General features: G+C 71.0%; 20 protein-coding genes and 1 pseudogene. 9 read left to right on the forward strand and 12 right to left on the reverse strand.

Features of this window, described 5'->3' with window-relative positions; translation table 11 throughout:
* Window positions 1-361: 361 nt before the first annotated feature.
* From cbiE to ACZ5C2_RS32990, 6 genes and pseudogenes are all read right to left on the reverse strand, one after another.
* Window positions 362-1,573: a precorrin-6y C5,15-methyltransferase (decarboxylating) subunit CbiE gene (gene cbiE, locus ACZ5C2_RS32965; protein ID WP_468799549.1), complete on the reverse strand. Its 1,212-nt coding sequence runs from the start codon at window positions 1,571-1,573 to the stop codon at window positions 362-364.
* A gap of 129 nt (window positions 1,574-1,702) precedes the next feature.
* The gene (locus ACZ5C2_RS32970) at window positions 1,703-2,341 is read right to left on the reverse strand and encodes a GNAT family N-acetyltransferase (RefSeq protein WP_468799551.1); all 639 of its coding nucleotides are present in this window, start codon (window positions 2,339-2,341) and stop codon (window positions 1,703-1,705) included.
* A 134-nt stretch (window positions 2,342-2,475) separates the two neighbouring features.
* Window positions 2,476-3,303 carry a MetQ/NlpA family ABC transporter substrate-binding protein gene (locus tag ACZ5C2_RS32975; RefSeq protein WP_468799553.1) on the reverse strand — a complete coding sequence of 276 codons (828 nt, stop codon included), beginning with the start codon at window positions 3,301-3,303 and terminating at the stop codon, window positions 2,476-2,478.
* Between the two features lie 63 nt (window positions 3,304-3,366).
* Window positions 3,367-4,104 (reverse strand): methionine ABC transporter permease, encoded by a 738-nt coding sequence (locus ACZ5C2_RS32980; RefSeq protein ID WP_468799555.1) that lies wholly within the window; start codon window positions 4,102-4,104, stop codon window positions 3,367-3,369.
* On the reverse strand, window positions 4,101-5,195 hold the full coding sequence (locus ACZ5C2_RS32985; protein ID WP_468799557.1) for a methionine ABC transporter ATP-binding protein: 1,095 nt from the start codon (window positions 5,193-5,195) through the stop codon (window positions 4,101-4,103). Before ACZ5C2_RS32985 ends, ACZ5C2_RS32980 begins: the two co-directional genes overlap by 4 nt.
* Before the next feature lie 346 nt (window positions 5,196-5,541).
* Window positions 5,542-5,704: pseudogene (locus ACZ5C2_RS32990) on the reverse strand (HAD family hydrolase); the annotation flags it as partial.
* Window positions 5,705-5,798: 94 nt separating this feature from the next.
* Between ACZ5C2_RS32990 and ACZ5C2_RS32995 the strand changes: the two are divergent.
* Window positions 5,799-6,158: a hypothetical protein gene (locus ACZ5C2_RS32995; RefSeq protein ID WP_468799559.1), complete on the forward strand. Its 360-nt coding sequence runs from the start codon at window positions 5,799-5,801 to the stop codon at window positions 6,156-6,158.
* Between the two features lies 1 nt (window position 6,159).
* Window positions 6,160-6,600 carry a hypothetical protein gene (locus ACZ5C2_RS33000; RefSeq protein WP_468799635.1) on the forward strand — a complete coding sequence of 147 codons (441 nt, stop codon included), beginning with the start codon at window positions 6,160-6,162 and terminating at the stop codon, window positions 6,598-6,600.
* On the opposite strand, the gene ACZ5C2_RS33005 is transcribed toward ACZ5C2_RS33000, so the two are convergent.
* From ACZ5C2_RS33005 to ACZ5C2_RS33015, 3 genes are all read right to left on the reverse strand, one after another.
* Complete coding sequence (locus ACZ5C2_RS33005; protein ID WP_468799561.1) at window positions 6,601-7,098, reverse strand: GNAT family N-acetyltransferase; 498 nt, start codon at window positions 7,096-7,098, stop codon at window positions 6,601-6,603. It abuts the gene before it with no gap.
* A 57-nt stretch (window positions 7,099-7,155) separates the two neighbouring features.
* On the reverse strand, window positions 7,156-7,650 hold the full coding sequence (locus ACZ5C2_RS33010; protein WP_468799637.1) for a sigma-70 family RNA polymerase sigma factor: 495 nt from the start codon (window positions 7,648-7,650) through the stop codon (window positions 7,156-7,158).
* A gap of 93 nt (window positions 7,651-7,743) precedes the next feature.
* Window positions 7,744-8,913: a glycerophosphodiester phosphodiesterase gene (locus tag ACZ5C2_RS33015; protein ID WP_468799563.1), complete on the reverse strand. Its 1,170-nt coding sequence runs from the start codon at window positions 8,911-8,913 to the stop codon at window positions 7,744-7,746.
* A 414-nt stretch (window positions 8,914-9,327) separates the two neighbouring features.
* Between ACZ5C2_RS33015 and ACZ5C2_RS33020 the strand changes: the two genes are divergently transcribed.
* Window positions 9,328-9,999, forward strand: a complete 672-nt coding sequence (locus ACZ5C2_RS33020; protein WP_468799565.1) for a lysophospholipid acyltransferase family protein — start codon at window positions 9,328-9,330, stop codon at window positions 9,997-9,999.
* A gap of 388 nt (window positions 10,000-10,387) precedes the next feature.
* Here the strand turns inward: ACZ5C2_RS33020 and ACZ5C2_RS33025 are convergent, their stop codons facing one another.
* From ACZ5C2_RS33025 to ACZ5C2_RS33035, 3 genes are all read right to left on the reverse strand, one after another.
* A complete protein-coding gene (locus ACZ5C2_RS33025; protein ID WP_468799567.1) occupies window positions 10,388-11,359 on the reverse strand; it encodes an aldo/keto reductase in 972 nt (323 codons plus the stop codon).
* A 165-nt stretch (window positions 11,360-11,524) separates the two neighbouring features.
* Complete coding sequence (gene argH, locus ACZ5C2_RS33030; RefSeq protein WP_468799569.1) at window positions 11,525-12,955, reverse strand: argininosuccinate lyase; 1,431 nt, start codon at window positions 12,953-12,955, stop codon at window positions 11,525-11,527.
* A 105-nt stretch (window positions 12,956-13,060) separates the two neighbouring features.
* The gene (locus ACZ5C2_RS33035; protein WP_468799571.1) at window positions 13,061-14,254 is read right to left on the reverse strand and encodes an argininosuccinate synthase; all 1,194 of its coding nucleotides are present in this window, start codon (window positions 14,252-14,254) and stop codon (window positions 13,061-13,063) included.
* A gap of 226 nt (window positions 14,255-14,480) precedes the next feature.
* On the opposite strand from ACZ5C2_RS33035, the gene ACZ5C2_RS33040 reads away from it, so the two are divergent.
* The 6 genes from ACZ5C2_RS33040 to ACZ5C2_RS33065 all read left to right on the forward strand — a co-directional run bounded on the left by ACZ5C2_RS33040 (window position 14,481) and on the right by ACZ5C2_RS33065 (window position 19,142).
* Window positions 14,481-14,612 (forward strand): hypothetical protein, encoded by a 132-nt coding sequence (locus ACZ5C2_RS33040; RefSeq protein WP_468799573.1) that lies wholly within the window; start codon window positions 14,481-14,483, stop codon window positions 14,610-14,612.
* Between the two features lie 125 nt (window positions 14,613-14,737).
* Window positions 14,738-15,325 (forward strand): pyridoxamine 5'-phosphate oxidase family protein, encoded by a 588-nt coding sequence (locus ACZ5C2_RS33045; RefSeq protein ID WP_468799575.1) that lies wholly within the window; start codon window positions 14,738-14,740, stop codon window positions 15,323-15,325.
* Window positions 15,326-15,328: 3 nt separating this feature from the next.
* Window positions 15,329-16,033 carry a L,D-transpeptidase family protein gene (locus ACZ5C2_RS33050; RefSeq protein WP_468799577.1) on the forward strand — a complete coding sequence of 235 codons (705 nt, stop codon included), beginning with the start codon at window positions 15,329-15,331 and terminating at the stop codon, window positions 16,031-16,033.
* 74 nt (window positions 16,034-16,107) lie between these two features.
* A complete protein-coding gene (locus ACZ5C2_RS33055; protein ID WP_468799579.1) occupies window positions 16,108-17,490 on the forward strand; it encodes a ferredoxin reductase family protein in 1,383 nt (460 codons plus the stop codon).
* Window positions 17,491-17,542: 52 nt separating this feature from the next.
* Window positions 17,543-18,349 (forward strand): FMN-binding protein, encoded by an 807-nt coding sequence (locus ACZ5C2_RS33060; protein ID WP_468799581.1) that lies wholly within the window; start codon window positions 17,543-17,545, stop codon window positions 18,347-18,349.
* A gap of 55 nt (window positions 18,350-18,404) precedes the next feature.
* Window positions 18,405-19,142, forward strand: a complete 738-nt coding sequence (locus ACZ5C2_RS33065) for an FAD:protein FMN transferase (protein ID WP_468799639.1) — start codon at window positions 18,405-18,407, stop codon at window positions 19,140-19,142.
* The last annotated feature ends 272 nt before the right edge of the window (window positions 19,143-19,414 follow it).

Raw genomic sequence — 19,414 nt, forward strand, 5'->3', positions numbered from 1 at the left:
CCTCGCCCATCGGTTAGTGCTCCTACGACCAGCTCACCCGGAACGGCGCACCGACCGCCCCACACTGAAGAACGAGCGTGCGTCCCCAGCGGCACGAACGGCCCGCCCGAAAAAGGCGACAAAGCCATTCACTGGCATTGTCGCGGCCGCACCGCCGTCGCGTCAGCTTGATCGGCGACGGTTCCGCTGTGGACTGCGCCACGTTGCGCGCCCTCCGGTTCCCGCCATACCACGACCCACCTCAAAACGGGCGCGCTTTCCGGACATTGACCGACGAAGCGTCGGGCGTCCGGCGCGGTACAACGATCGGCCAGCCTACCCCGTGCGGTACGACAACCCGATCACGGGGACGACAATGGGATCAATTGCCACGCGCGGGCAGCACGCCACTGAGCAGGAACACGACGCTCCGTTCCTTCTCCGTCCAGGCCCTGGTGTCGAGTTCGACGGACTGCAGCAGCGCGCACTCGACCTGATACTCGTGTTCCGTCAGGTTCCGGCCGATGAGTTCGGCCGCGTCCCGGGTAGCGGCGTGCGCGACGATGCGCTGCGGGCGGCGGTCGGCGACCGCGGAGACCACGGCCGCTCCCCCGCCGCCGACCCGGACGACGTCCGGCTCGGGGAGGTTCTCCAGTACATGGGGAGCCGTGCCGTGGACGATCTGGAGCTGGACCCCGTGGCGGCGGGCGGCGGAGTCGGTGCGGGCACAGGCGGCCGGGTCGCTGTCGACGGCGATGACGGCGGCGCCGGCCCGGGCGGCGTCGGTGGCGAAGGCGCCGCTGCCGCAGCCGATGTCCCAGAGGAGGTCGCCTGGACGCGGTCCCAGCCGGGCGAGTTGGGAGGTGCGCAGGGGTTCGCCCTCCCCCTCGCCGAGTCCGCCGCCGTACTCCTCGGCGGGCAGCGACCATCCACGCGGGCCGCTCGAGGGGTCGCGTCCGGCGATCCAGCCGCCGGACTCACCGGCGCCGGCCCGCCCGCCGATGACGATGACAACGTTGGGGTCGCGCCAGGTGTGGTCGGCGGCGTTGTCGGAGGTGACCACGCTGACCTGTTCACGCGGGGTGCCCAGTTCCTCGCAGATGACGAAGGTGCGGTGGATCCCGTCCATGAGCAGTCCGAGTTCGGCGGGGCCGGCGCCGGGAGAGGTGAGGACCGCCACTTTAGTGTGGGCTCGGCATACATTCACCGCGCGGCGCAGGGTGCGCGGGTGTGCGACCACCACGTAGGCGTCGTCCCAGGGCATGCCGGCACGGGCGAAGGCGGTGGCGACCGCGGAGACACCGGGGACGACCTCGACCTCCAGGCCGAACTCCGGTGCGCGCAGGATCCGTACGACGCCGAAGAAGCCGGGGTCGCCGTCGGCGAGGACGACTGCCGTGCCGCGGTGGGCGGCGATGCGGCGGGCGGCGAGGGCGACGGATCCGAGCCGGATGCGTTCGGCCCCGGCGGGCACCTCGGGGAGCGCCAGATGGTGGGCGGTGCCGGCCACCAGCGTGGCGGCGCCCAGCGCCGCGCGTGCCGCGGCGGTCAGCGGCGAGCCGTCCCAGCCGATCACCGTGACCCGGTCGGCCATCGTCGTCAGTCTCCTGGGGTTTGCGCAGGTCGTCGTCGGCTGTTCCGCACGGGGGCGGGTCCCCAGAGGTTACCTGGTGCGGCCATGAACCGCTTGGGCGGTGGTGTCCACCAGCAGGTTCCTCTCAGGTCAGTTCCAGTCCGTGTAGGTGGTGAACCCGCTGCTGTCGGCCAGTTGTCCGTCCGCACCCTCGATGTCCTCGGGCAGCAGGCTCCATACGATGAAGTCGGTGCGTACGTCGCTCCAGCCGCCGTCCGTGGTACGGACGTGGGCTATGCAGGCGCCTCGCAGTACGCCCTCGCTGATGCAACCGATCTTCTGGGCGACCTGCTGCGAGGCCGTGTTGTCGGCGGCGGTGCGCAGCTCGATCCGTTCGAACTTCTGGTCGCGGAAGAGCCACTGGGCGGTGGCGAGGGCGGCCTCGGAGGCGTAGCCCTCGCCTCGCGCCCAGGGGGCGACGATGTACGACAGCTCGGTGGACCGTACGTGCCAGTTGGTCTCGGTGAGCCGGATGAGGCCGACCAGGCGCTGGGTGAGGAACTCGGTCACGGCGAGGTCGAGTCCGTTGCCAGCCGCACGCTCGGCCGGAGCGTACCCGGTGATCCAGGTGCGGGCGGCCTGCTCGGTGAAGGGCCGGGGGACATCGGTCCAGGCGGCGACCTGCTCGTCGTTCATCATCGCGGCGAGGGCGGGAACGTCGTCCGTGTCGAGGGGACGCAGCACCAACCGCTCCGTGCTGATGGAGATGTCGGGGAAGGTGCTCGTCATGCGCCGCTCCGTAATCTGAGAGACCGTCGGGTACTGCTGAGCTGCCCAGCATGCAGCATGCAAGCCCCGAACCGCACCACGGGGGCCTCCCCACCTCGTGGTGGAGGGCCCCCGTGAGTGGCGGGTGCGCGGGATCAGAAGGAGGGGAGCACGGAGCCGGCGTACGTGTCCTCGATGAACTTCTTCACCTCGGGGGAGGTGAGGAGCTCGGCGAGCTTCTTCACGCGCGGGTCGTCCTCCTGGCCCTCCTTGACGGCGAGGAGGTTGCTGTTCGGGTTGCCCTTGGCGGACTCCAGGACGAGGGCGTCCTCGGCGGGCTTGAGGTCGGCCTCGATGGCGTAGTTGCCGTTGACGACCGCCGCGTCGACGTCCTCGAGGGAGCGGGGCGTCTGGGCCGCCTCCAGCTCCTTGAACGTGAGGTCCTTGGGGTTCTTGGTGATGTCCGCGGGGGTCGCCGCGGTGCCGACGCCGTCCTTGAGTGTGATCAGCCCGTTGGCGGCGAGCAACTGCAGGGCGCGGCCCTCGTTGACGGTGTCGTTGGGGACCGCGATGGTCGCGCCGCTCTTCAGCTCGTCGGCCTCGGCGGCCTTGTCCGAGTAGAGGCCGAGCGGCTCCAGGTGCACGTCGACGACGGACACGATGTGCGTGCCGTTCTTCTTGTTGAAGTCGTCGAGGTACGGCTGGGTCTGGAAGAAGTTGGCACCGACGGAACCGTCTTCCGTCGCGGTGTTCGGGGTGACGTAGTCGGTGAACTCCTTCACCTCGAGATCGAGGCCGGCCTTGTCGGCGAGGTTGTCCTTCACGAAGTTCAGGATCTCGGCGTGCGGCACGGGGCTCGCGGCGACGATCAGCGGTCCGGAGGTGTCGGCTGCGGCGTCCTTGTCGGAGCCGCAGGCGGTGAGACCGAGGGTGAGGGCTCCGGCGGCGAGGACAGCGGTGGTGATCTTGGCGGTGTTACGCACGAAAAGTGCCTTTCCTTGGGTGGTGCGACCCCGAGACGGGGAGTTCGGGGGTCCGGAGGGGTTTCAGGCGACCTTGCCGACGTCGGCCGGGGCAGGCTTCGTGGCCTTCAGGAGCCGCAGCCTCGGTCCGGGGCCGGAGCGGGCGCCGCGGCGGTGCAGGGAGCGGGCGGCGTAGTCGCCGGCGAACTGGATGAGGGAGATGACCACGGCGAGGACCGCGACGGTGACCCACATCAGGCCGGTCTCGAAGCGCTGGTAGCCGTAGCGGAGCGCGAGGTCGCCCAGTCCGCCGCCGCCGACGGTGCCGGCCATGGCCGAGTAGCCGATGAGGGCGATGACCGTGGTGGTGGTGCTGGCGATCAGGGAGGGCAGCGACTCGGGGACGAGGACCTTGCGGACGATCGTCCAGGTGTGGGCGCCCATCGCCTGCGCGGCCTCGACGAGCCCCTGGTCGACCTCGCGCACGGCCGTCTCGACGAGGCGGGCGAAGAACGGGATGCCGCCGATGGCGAGCGGCACGATCGCGGCCTCGCTGCCGATGGTGGTCCCGGTCACCCAGCGGGTGAAGCTCATCAGGGCGACCATGAGGATGATGAACGGCATCGAGCGGCCGATGTTCACGACCTGGCCGGCGACCTTGTTCACCACGGTGTTCTGCAGCAGTCCGCCCTTGTCGGTGAGGACGAGCAGGACGCCGAGGGGGAGGCCGCCGACGACGGTGATCAGGCTTGACCAGCCGACCATGACCAGCGTCTCGGTACACGCCAGTTCCAGCAGCGGCTGCATCTCGGACCAGGTCACTTGGCCCCCTCCTTCACCAGCGCGGGCAGCTCATCGCCCACGACCTCGATCTGCAGGCCCTGTTCACGCAGGAAGCCGATCGGTACGACGTTGTCCTCGTAGCGCCCGGGCAGTTCGATGCGCATCCGGCCGACCTGCAGGCCGCCGACGGTGTCGATGGCGGCACCGAGGATCGATATGTCGATGTTGTAGGTGCGCGACAGCTGGGAGACGACGGGCTGGGTCGCGCTGTCGCCGTGGAAGGTGACGTCGAGGACGGTGCGGTCGTCGCCGGAGGCTTCGCCGCCGACCGGGAACAGCGCGGAGGCCAGTTCGGAGCCGGGGGTGGCCAGGAGGTCGCTGACCGTGCCGGACTCGACGATGCGGCCCCGGTCCATGAGGGCGGCCGAGTCGCAGATCTGCTTCACGACGTCCATCTCGTGGGTGATGAGCAGGACGGTGAGCCCGAGCTGTCGGTTCAGGTCGCGCAGGAGCTGCAGGATCGAGCGGGTGGTCTCCGGGTCGAGGGCGCTGGTGGCCTCGTCGGAGAGCAGCACCCGGGGGTCGCCGGCGAGGGCGCGGGCGATGCCGACGCGCTGCTTCTGACCGCCGGAGAGCTGGGCGGGATAGGCCTTGGCCTGGTCGGCGAGGCCGACCAGGTCGAGCAGTTCCAGCGCCTTGCGGGAACGTTCCTTCCCCGACGTTCCGAGAATCTCCAGGGGCAGTTCGACGTTGTCCCGCACCGTGCGCGAGGACAGCAGGTTGAAGTGCTGGAAGACCATGCCGATACGGCTGCGCGCCTGCCGCAGCTCCCGGCCGGCGCGGGGGCCGCGTCCGGCGAGGGCGGTGAGGTCCTGGCCGGCCACGGTCACACTGCCGGAGGTGGGGCGTTCCAGGAGGTTGACGCAGCGGATGAGGGAGGACTTGCCGGCGCCGGACTGGCCGATGACGCCGTAGACCTCGCCTTCGCGGACGTGCAGGTCGACGCCGTCCAGGGCGGTGACCTCACGGCCGCGTGAGCGGTAGACCTTGGTCAGGCCGGAGGTGGTGATCACGTGGGTTTCCGTCACTGTCGAGTGCGCGGCGCGTCGAGGACGCCGGACACGAGGCATGCAGGGTCGAAAGCAGCCGGGCGGCACGTCTCACGGGCGTGGCGAAGGGGTCCGTGGAGAAACGTGCGCGCGGGGGCAGAGCTCAGTGCTCAGTCGCGCGTGCGGGACACGGGCGCGGGCACAAGGGGGCTCTCGCTTCGGGGCGCGAGGCTCAGGTGGTGCAGGGGCCCTCTAGAAGGCGCACATTCGGCACTGACACATACAACGAGCACCGGGCGTCATGGTCGCCTCGGTCGCAAGGATGCGGTCGCTCGTCGTGGTCATGCGATCAGTAAAGCAGAGGTTGACTCCCGACCGGACACGGCTGTCCGCATACTGGACGGCCGTGGACAGCGGTGCGCGCACGTCAGGGGCGTACGGCGATCTCCACTCCGCGGTCAGTGACCAGTGCGGACAAGGCCGGGAGGTCCTCGACGACGAGGCCGGCGGTCAGCTCGCGGACCTGGTGGGTTGTGGCCAAGGCCACGGTCCTTCACACCGGCGGCGCGGCCGGCCCGGCGGGCAGCTGGGCGACAGCCGCCGGGCTGGTCGCGGAGGACGCCGGGCCCGGCGCCCCCGGGGGCGAGGACACCGGGGGGTTTCCGGCGTAATAGGGTCACTGCCATGCTTGACGTCCTGACGGTGGTGACCGCTGTCGCCGCGCTGCTGCTCGCCGCTTGGTGCGGGTGGGCCGCCTACCGTGATCAGCCGACGAAGGACTGGCACTTCATCGGGATGGCCGTGGTCACGCTGCTGGCACTGGTGCAGCTGGTCGTCGGGATCGTGCAGCTGGCCCGGGGCGAGAAGCCGGAGCAGGGCACGACGATCTTCGTGGCGTATCTGCTCGGCTCGCTCGCGTGCGTCCCGGCGGCCGGTTTCCTCTCGCTGGGCGAGCGTTCCCGCTGGGGATCGCTCACGGTCGCCGCGAGCGGTGTCGTGCTGGCCGTGCTCGAGGTACGCCTCCATGACATCTGGGCAGGCTGAGATGGCCGCGACGCAGGAGAAGACGCGCAGGAGGCCGGGCCGGACGCGACTGATCGGCGGGCCCGGGCTGCTGCTGGTGTGGCTGTACGGGGTGATGGTCGTCGGCGCGCTGTCGCGCTCCGCCTACCAGATCGCCACCGAGTTCGGCCGCGCGCCGCTCGCGTACACGCTGTCCGCGCTGGCCGGGCTGGTCTACGGCTTCATCACGTACACCCTGGTGCGCGGCGGGGAGACGGCCCGCAGGGCGGCGCTGGTGTGCTGCGCCGCCGAGCTCGTGGGCGTACTGACCATCGGCACCTGGACGCTGGTGGAGCCGTCCGCCTTCCCCGACGCGACCGTGTGGTCCGACTACGGGATGGGGTACCTCTTCATTCCCGTGCTGCTGCCCCTGACCGCCATGTACTGGCTGCGCACCGCGCGGCCGCCGGGCAGCGGGGTCTGATCAGGCCGTCGTCGCGTACGTTTCCGCCGTCTTCTCCAGGACGATCATCGGTACGCCGTCCGCGCCCTCGGAGGTGCCCACCCGCTGGTAGCCGACCTTGCTGTACAGCCGCAGGTTGCTCTCGCTGCGGTGCCCTGCGTGCAGCCGGAACGTCCTGGCGCCGCGCTCGCCGGCGAGGGCCGATTCCGCCGCCCTGAGCAGACGCGCGCCGATGCCGTGTCCCTGGAGACGGGGGTGGACGCAGAGCTTGCCGATCGCCGCCGCGCCGTCCTCGGTGATCCTGCCGTGCACCGAGCCAACGATCTCGTCGCCGAGCCGGGCGACGAAGACACAGTCGGCGCCGACCTCCTCGCGCACCGAGTCGAGGGTCTGGACCAGGGGGTCGATGCGGTAGTTGGCGTAGAGTGCCGCTTCGCTCTGGAAGCACAGGTACTGCAGCCTGAAGATCTGCTCCGCGTCCTGCCCGGCCGCCGCAGAGATGGTCACGCTCATGCCCATGTGTGCATGCCTCCCGCTCACCTGATCACCTGTCGTCCCTCACTCCTATCCCCGCCATCAGCGCGCCGCAACCTCCGGTGTGAGCAATCGCCGCAGACATCCCAGGCATCTGGAACGTTCCGGGCCGATACCGCCCTGTGAGATACCCAACTCCCCCGCGATTTCCCGGTATGTCGGATCGCGCGGCGACAGCAGAGCCTCCATCAGCCGGGGGCAGTGGCCCGGCAGCCGGCGGACGGTGTCCCGCAGGGCGCGGCGGCGAGCGGCCACGAGCACGAGGCGCTCGGGGTCGTGGCGGCCGGCGTCGGCGGGTTCGCCGGTCAGCGGCGTTTCCCGGCGGGCGGTACGGCGCGTGCGGCGTGCCTCCGCGCGGACGGCACTGCGGAGCCAGCCCGGCGGGTCGGTTGGAGGGCCGTCGGCGTCCAGTCGCTCCATCAGGCGCAGCCAGACCGCCTGTTCGAGGTCGTCCGGTTCGGCCCCGCAGCCGGGCGCCTCGGCGGAGGCCTCCGCACTGAGCAGTGGACGGAGGGAGACGACCAGTTCGTACGCCATGCCCGGCTCGCGTGTCATACGCGCAACGACTCTGCCGCTCCGGACAAGGTTGCCCGGAGCGGCACGGACTCACCCGTACTGGGGCATGTCGGGTCAACCGTTGACGAAGTCCTCACGGGCCAGCAGCCCGGTGTCCGGGTTGTCGGTGAAGACGCCGTCGATACCGGTGGCGAAGTACGTCCGGTAGGCGCCGAAGACGTCACCGTAGGCGTCGGGGTCGGTGCCCCGGCGGAAGTCGGCGGGCAGGAAGGGGTTTTCGTTGCGCATGGTGTAGGGGTGGAGGATCAGGCCGGCCCGGTGGGCGTCGCGGACCAGGGCGGTCGGCCGCGTGAGCCGGCCGTTCGCGTCGCGCGGGATGACCAGGTCGAGGGTGGGGCCGATGCCCTGCGCGTAGGAGGCGATCTCCTTGAGACCCCTGGGGGTGACGAGGTCGGCCACGGTGCGCGGGTCGCCCGACTCGACGAAGTCCCAGGGGCGGCTGTTCGCACTGGACAGGAGCACAACGAGCGGGTTGTCCACGAGTCTGCTGAGCCGCTGGACGCCGGTCGGCTCGAACGACTGGAGGATGACGGGCGAGTTCCGGCGGTGCTTGCCGTGCCTGCGCAGCACCTTCGCGACCCGCTCCTCCAGGCCGAGGCCGAGGCCCCGGAAGTACGTGGGGTGCTTGGTCTCGGGGTAGATCCAGACCTGCTTGCCGCGTTTGCGGGTCTGCTCGTCCTGCCAGCGCAGTACCTCGTCGAAGGTGGGGATCTCCCAGCGGCCGTCGTAGAGGGTGTTGTGCGGCCGGTTGGCGGGGATGCGCTCGACGGCGCGCAGCCGCTTCAGCTCGGCGAGGGTGAAGTCCTCGGTGAACCAGCCGGTGACGGAGGCGCCGTCCAGCGTCTTGGTGGTGCGGCGGGAAGCGAACTCGGGGTGGTCGGCGACGTCCGTGGTGCCGCCGATCTCCGGCTCGTGCCGGCAGACGAGGTGACCGTCCCTGGTGGGCACGAGGTCGCCGGCCTCGACGATGTCCGCGCCCATGTCGAGGGCGAGCTGGTAGGCGCCGAGGGTGTGCTCGGGCCGGTAGCCACTGGCCCCACGGTGCCCGATGACCGTCGGCACGGGCAGGCTCCTCAGCCCCCGGCCGCCGCCGTGCCGGGCATCGGCGGCTCTCGCCGTGCCGCCCAGCGTCAGGACCGATCCGGAGGCGCCGAGCACGGCCGCGCCGAGGAGGGCCCGCCGTCCGGTTCCGCCCGCCTGTTCGTTCGACTCCCGCGTGGCCATGAGTGTCCTCCTGGTGTCGGCTCGTCCGGTGCGGGCCGATCGTAGGTGGGCGTGGATGACGGGCGGGAGACCCCGGGCCGAACAGACGGGTGAGGTTGGATGTCGCGCATCGTCATACGGATGACGTACACCTGTCGTATTCCGGCGGGTTGTGACGGCTCGTCCGATTGGACCCGACGGACGGGGGCACCCCTGCCGTGTGCGGGTCCGGGGCGACTTCCGTCACAACGTGACGTCCGTGTTTCGCGCCGCCCAGGGGCGGGCCGCCGCAGATGAACCCGGGTCAAGAGTGAGTAAGACCTCGGTGAACACACGGGAGCCCGATGTGCGCAACCCCCTGGGCCGCGAGTAATGTCCTCACCTGCACAGACTCATACGGCATTCATCCACGTCCGCTTCCCACCGGAGGGTCCGTTGTCCCGCTTCGCGCTCATCAAGGCAGTGCTCGGTCCGATCATGCGCCTGATGTTCCGCCCACAGGTGGAGGGCGCGGAGAACATCCCGGGCGACGGTCCCGTGATCCTGGCCGGCAACCACCTGACGTTCATCGACTCGATGATCCTGCCGCTCGTCTGCGACCGTCAGGTCGTCTTCATCGGCAAGGACGAGTACGTCACCGGCAAGGGCCTCAAGGGGCGGCTGATGGCGTGGTTCTTCACCGGCGTCGGCATGGTCCCGGTCGACCGCGACGGCGGCCGGGGCGGGGTGGCGGCGCTGATGACCGGGCGCCGGGTGCTGGAAGAGGGCAGGATGTTCGGCATCTACCCCGAGGGCACCCGCTCCCCCGACGGCCGGCTGTACCGGGGCCGCACCGGCATCGCCCGGCTGACCCTGATGACCGGCGCCCCCGTGGTGCCGTTCGCCATGATCGGCACGGACAAGCTCCAGCCCGGTGGCGCGGGCCTGCCCCGGCCGGGGAAGGTCACGGTCCGCTTCGGTGAGGCGATGGAGTTCTCCCGCTACGAGGGCATGGACCGCGACCGCTATGTCCTGCGTGCAGTCACCGACTCGGTGATGGCCGAGGTCATGCGGCTGTCCGGGCAGGAGTACGTGGACATGTACGCGAGCAAGGCGAAAGCCGCCTAGCGCTGCGCAGTGCTGTGCACGGGGGTGGGGGCAGCTCGGGTTCGGCTTTCGGGTGCGGGTGCGTTGTGGCTGGTCGCGCGGTTCCCCGCGCCCCTGGGTCGGCCACCCGCACCCGGCGCCCCGGGGGTTGGCTGTCCGGCCCCCCACCCGTACCGGGGGCTCAGGGGTCGGCTGTTTCGTGCAGCTGGGGAGCGTCGTCCAGGTGTTGGTTTCGGAGCACGAACCATGAGGCCGCCGCCGCGGGCAGGATCCTCGCTCCTGTGCCCGCTGCGGGGGTGAGGCCGTCGACGAAGGACCGGCGGGCCGCGCGCGGATACGGCGCACACCTGTCTCTCGGGCACACTGGATACGCGTCTCATCGCGGCCGACGAGTCGGTGACGTCGTCGTTCAGTGCCAGGGCAGTTGCCCGCGCCGCTCCCAGTAGGCCCCAGGCTCCTCGACCAGGGCGGCGAGGCGGGACAGCTGGTCGTCGGTGAGGTCGACAGCGGCGGCATGCAGGTTGGAGGCGAGCTGGGTGCTGGTCGCCGCGCCGGACAGCACGACGCCGGCCCAGGGCTCCCGCAGCACGACCGCGAGGGCGACGGCGTCGCATCCCAGGCCGGTCTCGTCGGCGACGGCGCGCAGCGCCTCGGGGGCGTTCGGCGCGGCAAGCCGGCCGTTGGCCATGCCCTCCTTGACGATCACCGTGAGGCCCGCGTCATGGGCCTCGGCGAGCGCGGGCCCGACGGAGGTCTCCAGGGCGTTGTAGGTCGACTGCACGGTACGGAAGAGGGGTGCGCCGTCGACGGTGACGGCGAGGGCGGTGCGGATGGTGTCCGCCTGGTCCGGGCCGCTGGTGGAGAAGCCGACGGTGAGTCCCTGGGCCGCCGCCTCCGCGAGCCGGGCGTGCAGTTCCTTGTCGGTGAGGGCTGGGCTGTCCGGGGTCACCGAGTGGATCTGGTAGAGGTCGAGCCGGTCGCCGAGCAGCGTGTCGGTCTCGGCGCGCTGACGCTCGTACGCGGCGAGGGAGTGGTCCTTGACCTCGTGCCGTTCGGCTTCCGTGGACCAGTCCGCGGTGTAGGTGTAGCCCCATTTGCTGCCGATGACGATGTCGGTGGCCTCGGGGTGGTGGTTCAGCCAGTCGGCGAGAAACTCCTCGGAGCGGCCGTAGGACCGGGCGGCGTCGAAGTAGCGCACGCCCTGGGCGTAGGCGGCGTCGAGGAGTTCGTGGGTGCGGGTGCGCAGCGTCTCGACGCCGCGGTCCTCACCGAGGTCGTCGTCCCGGCCGAGGTTGATGTAGCCGGGGCGGCCGATCGCGGCGAGGCCGAGGCCGATGTGGCAGGTGGGGGTGGTCGCTGTCGCCAGTCGGGCGAAGGGCATCGCGGGCTCCGTCGGTCGGCTCCGGTTCGGCGTCCGACCAACGTAACCCGCGGCGTCGCTCCGCCGGGGGAGGCGGGCGCCTCCGGACTCGGGTCATGCTGCGCGTCGCGCCGTTCGGGTGCGCCGGCGCCCGCGCGGTTCCCCGCGCCCCTGAGGGGTGTTTCCCTACCGCTTCTTCGCAGTGGCCCAGGCGCGCTGGACCGCCAGGTCCGTCTTCACCTCGGCCAGCTGGACCGCGACCGCGACCGGTGCCGTGCCGCCCCTGCCGTTGCGGGAGGCCAGGGCTCCGTGGACGTTGAGGACCGAGCGGACCTCCGGGGTGAGGTGGGCGGAGATCTTCGCGAACTGTTCGTCGGTCAGTTCGTCCAGCTCCTTGCCCTCGGACTCGGCGGCCTTGACGCACTCACCGGCCACCTCGTGCGCCACGCGGAACGGCACGCCCTGCTTGACCAGCCACTCGGCGATGTCGGTGGCCAGGGAGAACCCGGCCGGGGCCAGCTCCTCCATGCGCTCGCGGTGCACCGTGAGGGTGGCCATCATCCCGGTGAAGGCCGGAAGCAGGATCTCCAGCTGGTCGATGGAGTCGAAGACCGGCTCCTTGTCCTCCTGAAGGTCGCGGTTGTACGCGAGCGGGAGCGCCTTGAGGGTGGCCATCAGGCCGGTCAGGTTGCCGATGAGGCGTCCCGACTTGCCGCGCGCCAGCTCGGCGATGTCCGGGTTCTTCTTCTGCGGCATGATCGACGACCCGGTGGAGAAGGCGTCGTGCAGGGTCACGAAGGAGAACTCCTTCGTGTTCCAGATGATGACCTCCTCGGCGATCCGGGAGAGGTTCACGCCGATCATCGCGGTGATGAAGGCGAACTCGGCGACGAAGTCCCGGGAGGCCGTGCCGTCGATGGAGTTGGCCGCGCTGCCGTGCTCGAAACCGAGGTCCTTGGCGACGGCCTCCGGGTCCAGGCCGAGCGAGGAGCCGGCCAGCGCACCCGAGCCGTACGGGGACACCGCCGTGCGCTCGTCCCACTGGCGCAGCCGCTCGGCGTCCCGGGACAGCGCCTGGACGTGGGCGAGGACGTGGTGGGCGAAGAGCACCGGCTGGGCGTGCTGGAGGTGGGTGCGGCCGGGCATGGCCACGTCCGGGTGGGCCTCGGCGAGGCCGGTCAGCGCGTCCTGGAGGTCGGCGAGCAGACCGCCGACGGTGCGGGCGTGGTCCCGCAGGTACATCCGGAAGAGGGTGGCCACCTGGTCGTTGCGGGACCGGCCGGCGCGCAGCTTGCCGCCGAGGTCGGGGCCGAGGCGCTCCAGCAGGCCCCGCTCCAGGGCGGTGTGGACGTCCTCGTCGGCGATCGTGCCGGTGAAGGAGCCGTCGGCGACGTCCGCCTCCAGCTGGTCGAGGCCGGCGATCATCCGGGCCAGCTCGTCCTCGGTGAGGAGCCCCGCCTGGTGCAGCACGCGCGCGTGGGCACGCGAGCCGGCGATGTCGTAGGGCGCGAGCCGCCAGTCGAAGTGGACCGACGCGGACAGCTTCGCCAGGGCCTCGGCGGGGCCGTCGGCGAAACGGCCGCCCCAGAGCCGTACGTCACCGCTGTTGCTGCTCACTTGCGTACTCCTCGAGGGTTCCGGATGTGCCGCCGCCTCCCCACGGTCGTGTGAGGAGGCGGCTGCCAGGCTAGTGCGTGTGAGGGGTCCTCAGGCGCTGCGGACCTACGCGAGGTCCCGCTTCGCCGCGATCTTCGACGACAGGCTGTAGATGTCGATGAAGCCCTTGGCCGCCGCCTGGTCAAAGGTGTCGCCCGTGTCGTAGGTGGCCAGGTTGAAGTCGTACAGCGAGGACTGCGAGCGCCGGCCGGTGACGACGGCGCGGCCGCCGTGCAGGGTCATCCGGATATCGCCGTTGACGTGCTGGCTGGCCTCGGTGATGAAGCCGTCCAGGGCGCGCTTGAGCGGGGAGAACCACTGGCCGTCGTAGACCAGTTCGCCCCAGCGCTGCTCGACCTGCCGCTTGTAGCGGGCGAGTTCGCGCTCGACCGTGACGTTCTCCAGCTCCTGGTGGGCCGTGATCAGGGCGATGGCGCCGGGCGCCTCGTACACCTCGCGGGACTTGATGCCGACGAGGCGGTCCTCGACCATGTCGATCCGGCCGATGCCCTGGGCGCCCGCGCGCTCGTTGAGCTGCTGGATCGCCTGGAGCACGGTGACGGGCTTGCCGTCGATGGCGACCGGCACACCTTCCTTGAAGGTGATGACGACCTCGTCGGGCTCACGCGTCACGGCCGGGTTCTGCGTGTACTCGTACACGTCCTCGATCGGCGCGTTCCAGATGTCCTCGAGGAAGCCGGTCTCGACGGCGCGCCCGAAGACGTTCTGGTCGATCGAGTACGGGGACTTCTTGGTGGTCGCGATCGGCAGTCCCTTGGCCTCGCAGAAGGCGATGGCCTTGTCACGGGTCATGGCGTAGTCGCGGACCGGGGCGATGCACTTGAGGTCGGGGGCGAGGGCAACGATACCGGCCTCGAAACGGACCTGGTCGTTGCCCTTGCCGGTGCAGCCGTGGGCGACGGTGGTGGCTCCGTGCTTCTGCGCGGCGGCGACCAGATGCTTGACGATCGTCGGCCGGGACAGCGCGGAGACCAGCGGGTAGCGGTCCATGTAGAGGGCATTGGCCTTGATCGCCGGAAGGCAGTACTCGTCGGCGAACTCGTCCTTGGCGTCCGCGACCTCGGCCTCGACGGCCCCACAGGCGAGGGCGCGCTTGCGGATGACGTCCAGGTCCTCGCCGCCCTGGCCGACGTCGACCGCAACGGCGATGACCTCGGCGCCCGTCTCCTCGGCGATCCAGCCGATGGCGACGGAGGTGTCCAGACCGCCTGAGTAGGCGAGTACGACGCGCTCGGTCACGGGTTTCTCCTCACAGTGCATTCGCTGATATGCATGAGTATGCAGGACTCTGCATGATTCGTCAATCTGCCTCCTCGGGGTAGGGGATTCAGGCCAGAGGGCGGCCGGATCCGGACGGTGCGTGAACGCGCGAAACCGCTCTTCCGTATCCCCACCGAACGCAGGCGCCGCGTCACTCCGCACCCGAGACACCCGAGACACCCGAGACTCCGAGTGAGGCATCCGCATGTCCAGGGCTCTTCCGCGGCACCACAAGCGCCGTGCCGCCTTCATCGGTGCCGCCGCGGTGGCGCCGACCGGCGCGGTGATCGCCGGCACCGCCCTCCCTGGCCGCCTGCACGCTCACGAAGTGAGGTGACAGGCGCTGTGGCCGCCCCGTGTGTGCGCCGGCCGGGGCGGCCACGGTTCCCTCGCCGGCCGCGGCCGGAACCCACGGGGAAATTCCTTAGACAAACGAAAGACTTGCTCCCATAATCGTTGAACATGGGAAAGACCTATGAACGCATAGACGGCCGCCTCCGCACGTTCATCGAGGAACAGCCGGTCTTCTTCACCGCCACCGCCCCCCTGTCCGCCGACGGCACGGTCAATCTCTCCCCCAAGGGGCTCACGGGCTCCTTCGTGGTCCTCGACGAGCTCACCGTGGCCTACCTCGACTTCGCCGGGTCCAACGCCGAGACCATCGCCCACCTGCGGGAGAACGGCCGTATCACGCTGATGTGGTGCGCCTTCCAGGGGCCGCCGAACATCGTGCGCGTACACGGCCGCGGCGAGCCCGTCTTCCGGGACGACCCGCGCTTCGCCGAGCTGCTCGCCCGCTTCCCCGACATCGACCACACCGCGCACGGCCTGCGTGCCGTCGTCGTCGTGACGGCCGAACTGATCCGCGACACCTGCGGATACGCGGTGCCCTTCATGGCGTACGAGAGTGACCGCGACCTGCACGGGAAGCGGTTCGCGCGGGAGGACGACGCCTCGCTCGACGCCTACTTCACCAAGAAGGAGCATGTCGCGACCAGCCTGGACGGACTACCCGGGCTGCCGTTGCCGCTGCCCCCCTCTAACGTCTGAGCCATGCCCCCGGGTGCCGCCTCCACCGTCGTCCTCGTGTCCCTGTCCCTCCTCGCGCTCGGCGCCGGCGACCGGCCGTCGTCGCCGCTGCCGGACCGGATGGCGGACACCGGTGGCGGCACCCAGCTCATCACCGCCGTGGCGCCGGAGACCGGCTCGACGTCCGGCACGGTCACCTGGTGGGACCGCGAGGGCGGACGCTGGGTGGCGGCCGGTTCCGCACCGGCCCGCTTCGGGGCCGGGGGACTGACCGAGGGCACCACCCGACGGCAGGGCACGAACACCACCCCGACCGGGCTGTACGGCCTGCCGTACGCCTTCGGCATCGAGGCGGCTCCGCGCGGGACGACGTACACGTACCGCCCCGTACGCCAGAACTCCTGGTGGTGCCAGGACAACGACTCGCGCTCCTACAACCGCTGCACCGAACCCCGGGCCGCCGACTGCCGCGCCGCCGAGGCCGAGCACCTGATCACCTACCGCGCACCGTACGCACATGCCCTCGTCGTGGACTTCAACTACCGCCGTCCGGTGCGCGGCCGGGGCGCGGGAATCTTCCTGCACGCCAACGGGCGCGGCGCGACGGCGGGATGCGTGTCCGTGCCGGGGGACGCGATGCGCAGGATCCTGCGCTGGGCCGATCCCGGGCGCGCACCGCACCTCGCGATCGGCACGACCAGTGGGCGCACGGCGATCACCCGCTACTGAACCGGGATTCCTCTGAACGCGCCGACGCGACGGCACGTATGTGTGGGCCAAGGGCCAAGTCCCACGGAGGAACCGTGACCACCACGCTCGCCGGCGGCCGTGCCGCCCGCCGCCAGACGATGCGCCGCATCCGTCCGCGCCGCTCCCCCGCCGTGCCCCTGCTGCTCGCCGTGGGTGCGGGCGCGGTGGCCGTGCTGTGGTTGTGGTGGACCAGCACACCGTCCATCGCGGACACCACCGGGAAGATCATCGCCGCCGGCCGGATCACCGGTCTGCTCGGCGGCTATCTGATGGCGCTGGTGGTGCTCCAGATGGCGCGGGTGCCCGCGCTGGAACGCCGGGTGGGTTCGGACCGGGTCGCCCGCTGGCACGCGATGAGCGGCCGCTACACCGTCAGCCTGGTCATCGCCCATGTCTTCCTCATCATGTGGGGTTACGCCCGCCAGGCCGGCAGGAGCCTCGGTGACATCGCGCAGCAGACGATCACCTCCATCAACACGCTGCCGGACATGGGCAAGGCCGCCATCGGCACCGGTCTGCTGTTCGTGATCGCGTTCCTCTCCATCGGCCCCGTCCGGCGCCGGCTGCCCTACGACGGCTGGTACCACGTGCACCTGCTGACGTACGCGGCGGTGTTCCTGACGTTCTGGCACCAGATCACCACCGGCAACGAGTTCGCCGTGGAGCCGACCGCCAAGACCTTCTGGTACGGGCTCTACGGCACCGTGACCGCGCTGGTCCTCTGGTACCGGGTGATCACCCCGGTCCGGCTGAACATGCGGCACCGGATGCGCGTCGAGGCGGTCATCGAGGAGACGCCGGGCATCGTGTCCGTGCTGATCGGCGGGCGCAAGCTGCACCGGATGGGCGCGGAGGCCGGGCAGTTCTTCCGCTGGCGGTTCCTGGCGCCCGGGATGCGGTTCAGCTCCCACCCGTACTCGCTGTCGGCGGCGCCCCGCCCCGACATGCTGCGGATCACGGTGAAGGCCATTGGCGACCACACCTCCCGGCTGCGCGAGCTGGAGCCCGGCACGCGGGTGTGGGCGGAGGGCCCGTACGGGGCGCTCACCGCGCAGCGCCGCAGTCGCGGCAAGGTGCTGCTGGTCGCGGGCGGAGTGGGGATCACCCCGATGCGGGCGCTGTTCGAGACGCTGCCCGGCGCCGCCGGTGACATCACCCTGCTCTACCGGGCCAACAGCACCCAGGACCTGGCGCTGTGGGGCGAGCTGGCCAAGATCGCGGACGAGCGGGGCGCGCGGCTGATGTACGCGGTGAACAGCCCCGACGGGGAGCGCCCGGACATCTCGGCGGAGAGCCTGCAGCGGAAGATCCCGGACGTCGACCGTCATGACGTGTTCATGTGCGGGCCGCCCGGGTTCGCACAGTCGGTGTACGACGCACTGCGCGGCGCCGGGGTCCCCGCCCGCCGTATCCATCACGAGTCGTTCGAGATGTGAGCGACGGGCCATTCACCCGGGTCATCCACACCCATCAGGAGCTTGAGAAGCGATGAGGAAGAGTCACCCCGTCCGGCGCGCCGTGCTCGCGACCGCCGCCACCGTGTCCGGGATCGTACTGCTGCTGTCGCTCAAGCCGGCGTCCGATCCGGGCGCGGCCGAGGCCGCGGGCGGCGCGGCCCCGCCCGCGGCGGCCCAGTCGCCGCAGGGCGGCTCCCAGCCCATCGGGGACGGCACGGTCACCGGGGACGCGTCGAGCACCCAGTACGGGGCGGTGCAGGTCCGGCTGACGGTGAGCGGCGGGAAGATCACCAAGGCCGAGGCGGTCCAGGCACCCAAGGGCGGCCAGAGCGACCAGGTCACCTCCAACTCCGTACCGAAGCTCAACCAGGCGGCCGTGGCCGCGCAGGGCGCGGAGATCGACGCGGTGTCGGGGGCCACCTACACCAGCGCGGGGTACAAGCAGTCGCTCCAGTCGGCGCTGGACAAGGCGCGGGCGGCCAAGACCTCCGAGTCCTCCTCCGGCGCCGGTGGCTCCGGTAGCGACGGGGATGGCGCGGGCGGCGGGAACGCCGGTGAGGCGCAGGCGCAAACCGTCACCGGGGACGCGGCGCAGACGCAGTACGGGCCGGTGCAGGTCAGGATCACCGTGAGCGGCGGGAAGATCACCAAGGCCGAGGCGGTCCAGGCACCCAAGGGCGGCCAGAGCGACCAGGTCACCTCCAACTCCGTACCGAAGCTCAACCAGGCGGCCGTGGCGGCCGGCAGCGCGGAGATCGACGCGGTGTCGGGGGCAACGTACACGAGCGCGGGGTACAAGCAGTCGCTCCAGTCGGCGCTGGACAAATCCGGTGGCTGACACGGTGGCCGAGCCGACCGAGGCTCCCGCCGCGGTGCGTCATGCGGAGGAGACGATGGGGACCGTCTTCTCCCTCGACGTCCGCGGCGGGGAATCCGCCGCGGTGCGCGCGGCGGTGGAAGAGGCGGTCGCGGGGCTGCACCGGGTCGACGAGGTGTTCAGCACGTACCGCGACGACAGCCAGATATCCCGGCTGGCGCGGGGCGAGCTGAGCGTCGGGCAGTGCGATCCCGAGGTGGCGGAAGTGCTGGAGCTCGCGGCGGAGGCAGAGCGGGTGAGCGACGGCTGGTTCAGCGCGCGCTACCAGGGCCGGCTCGACCCGACCGGGATCGTCAAGGGCTGGGCCACCGAGCGGGCGGCACGACGGCTTCGCGCCGCGGGGGCGACGGGGGTCAGCGTCAACGGGGGCGGCGACGTGCAGTTGCTGGGGGCGCCGGGGGTGGGGCGGCCCTGGCAGGTGGGTGTCTCGGATCCGCTGCGGCCGGGGGGTCTCGCCGCCGTCGTCTCCGCGGCCGGTGCGGAGGAACTGGCCGTGGCGACGTCCGGTACAGCCGAGCGGGGGAATCATATCGCCGACCCGCGTACGGGGCGGTCGGCGGTGACCGACCTGGTCGCGGTGACGGTGGTCGCGCCGCGGCTGACGTGGGCCGACTGCTGGGCCACGGCAGCGTTCGCGATGGGGTCACGGGAGGGCTTGCGGTGGCTGGAGTCCTTGCCGGGCGTCGAGGGCCTGCTGATCACCGCGGGGGACGAGGTGCGGTGCACCGGAGGGCTGGCGGGTTGGCTGGGGTGAGCGGTGCTGTGGCCGAGGTACCGAGTTTCACGTGACTGCGTTCGTGGGGTGCCTCCCCCACTCTCGGCGGCTCGAGCGGGAGGTACCCCCATCACCCACCCGTGCCGCCCCGGGTGCACCTCCCAGGTCTTCACGGCACTGGGGGAGGCACGACCGCCCGCGGCCACGAGGGTAAGGGGGCCGCCCCGGCACCTGACCGCGGTGGGGGCGCGAGGGCCTCCCGATGGGCGGGGGGCGCGGAGGCCTCCCGGTGGGCGGGGGCGCGAGGGCCT

Source organism: Streptomyces sp. NPDC031365 (genome assembly GCF_055569765.1).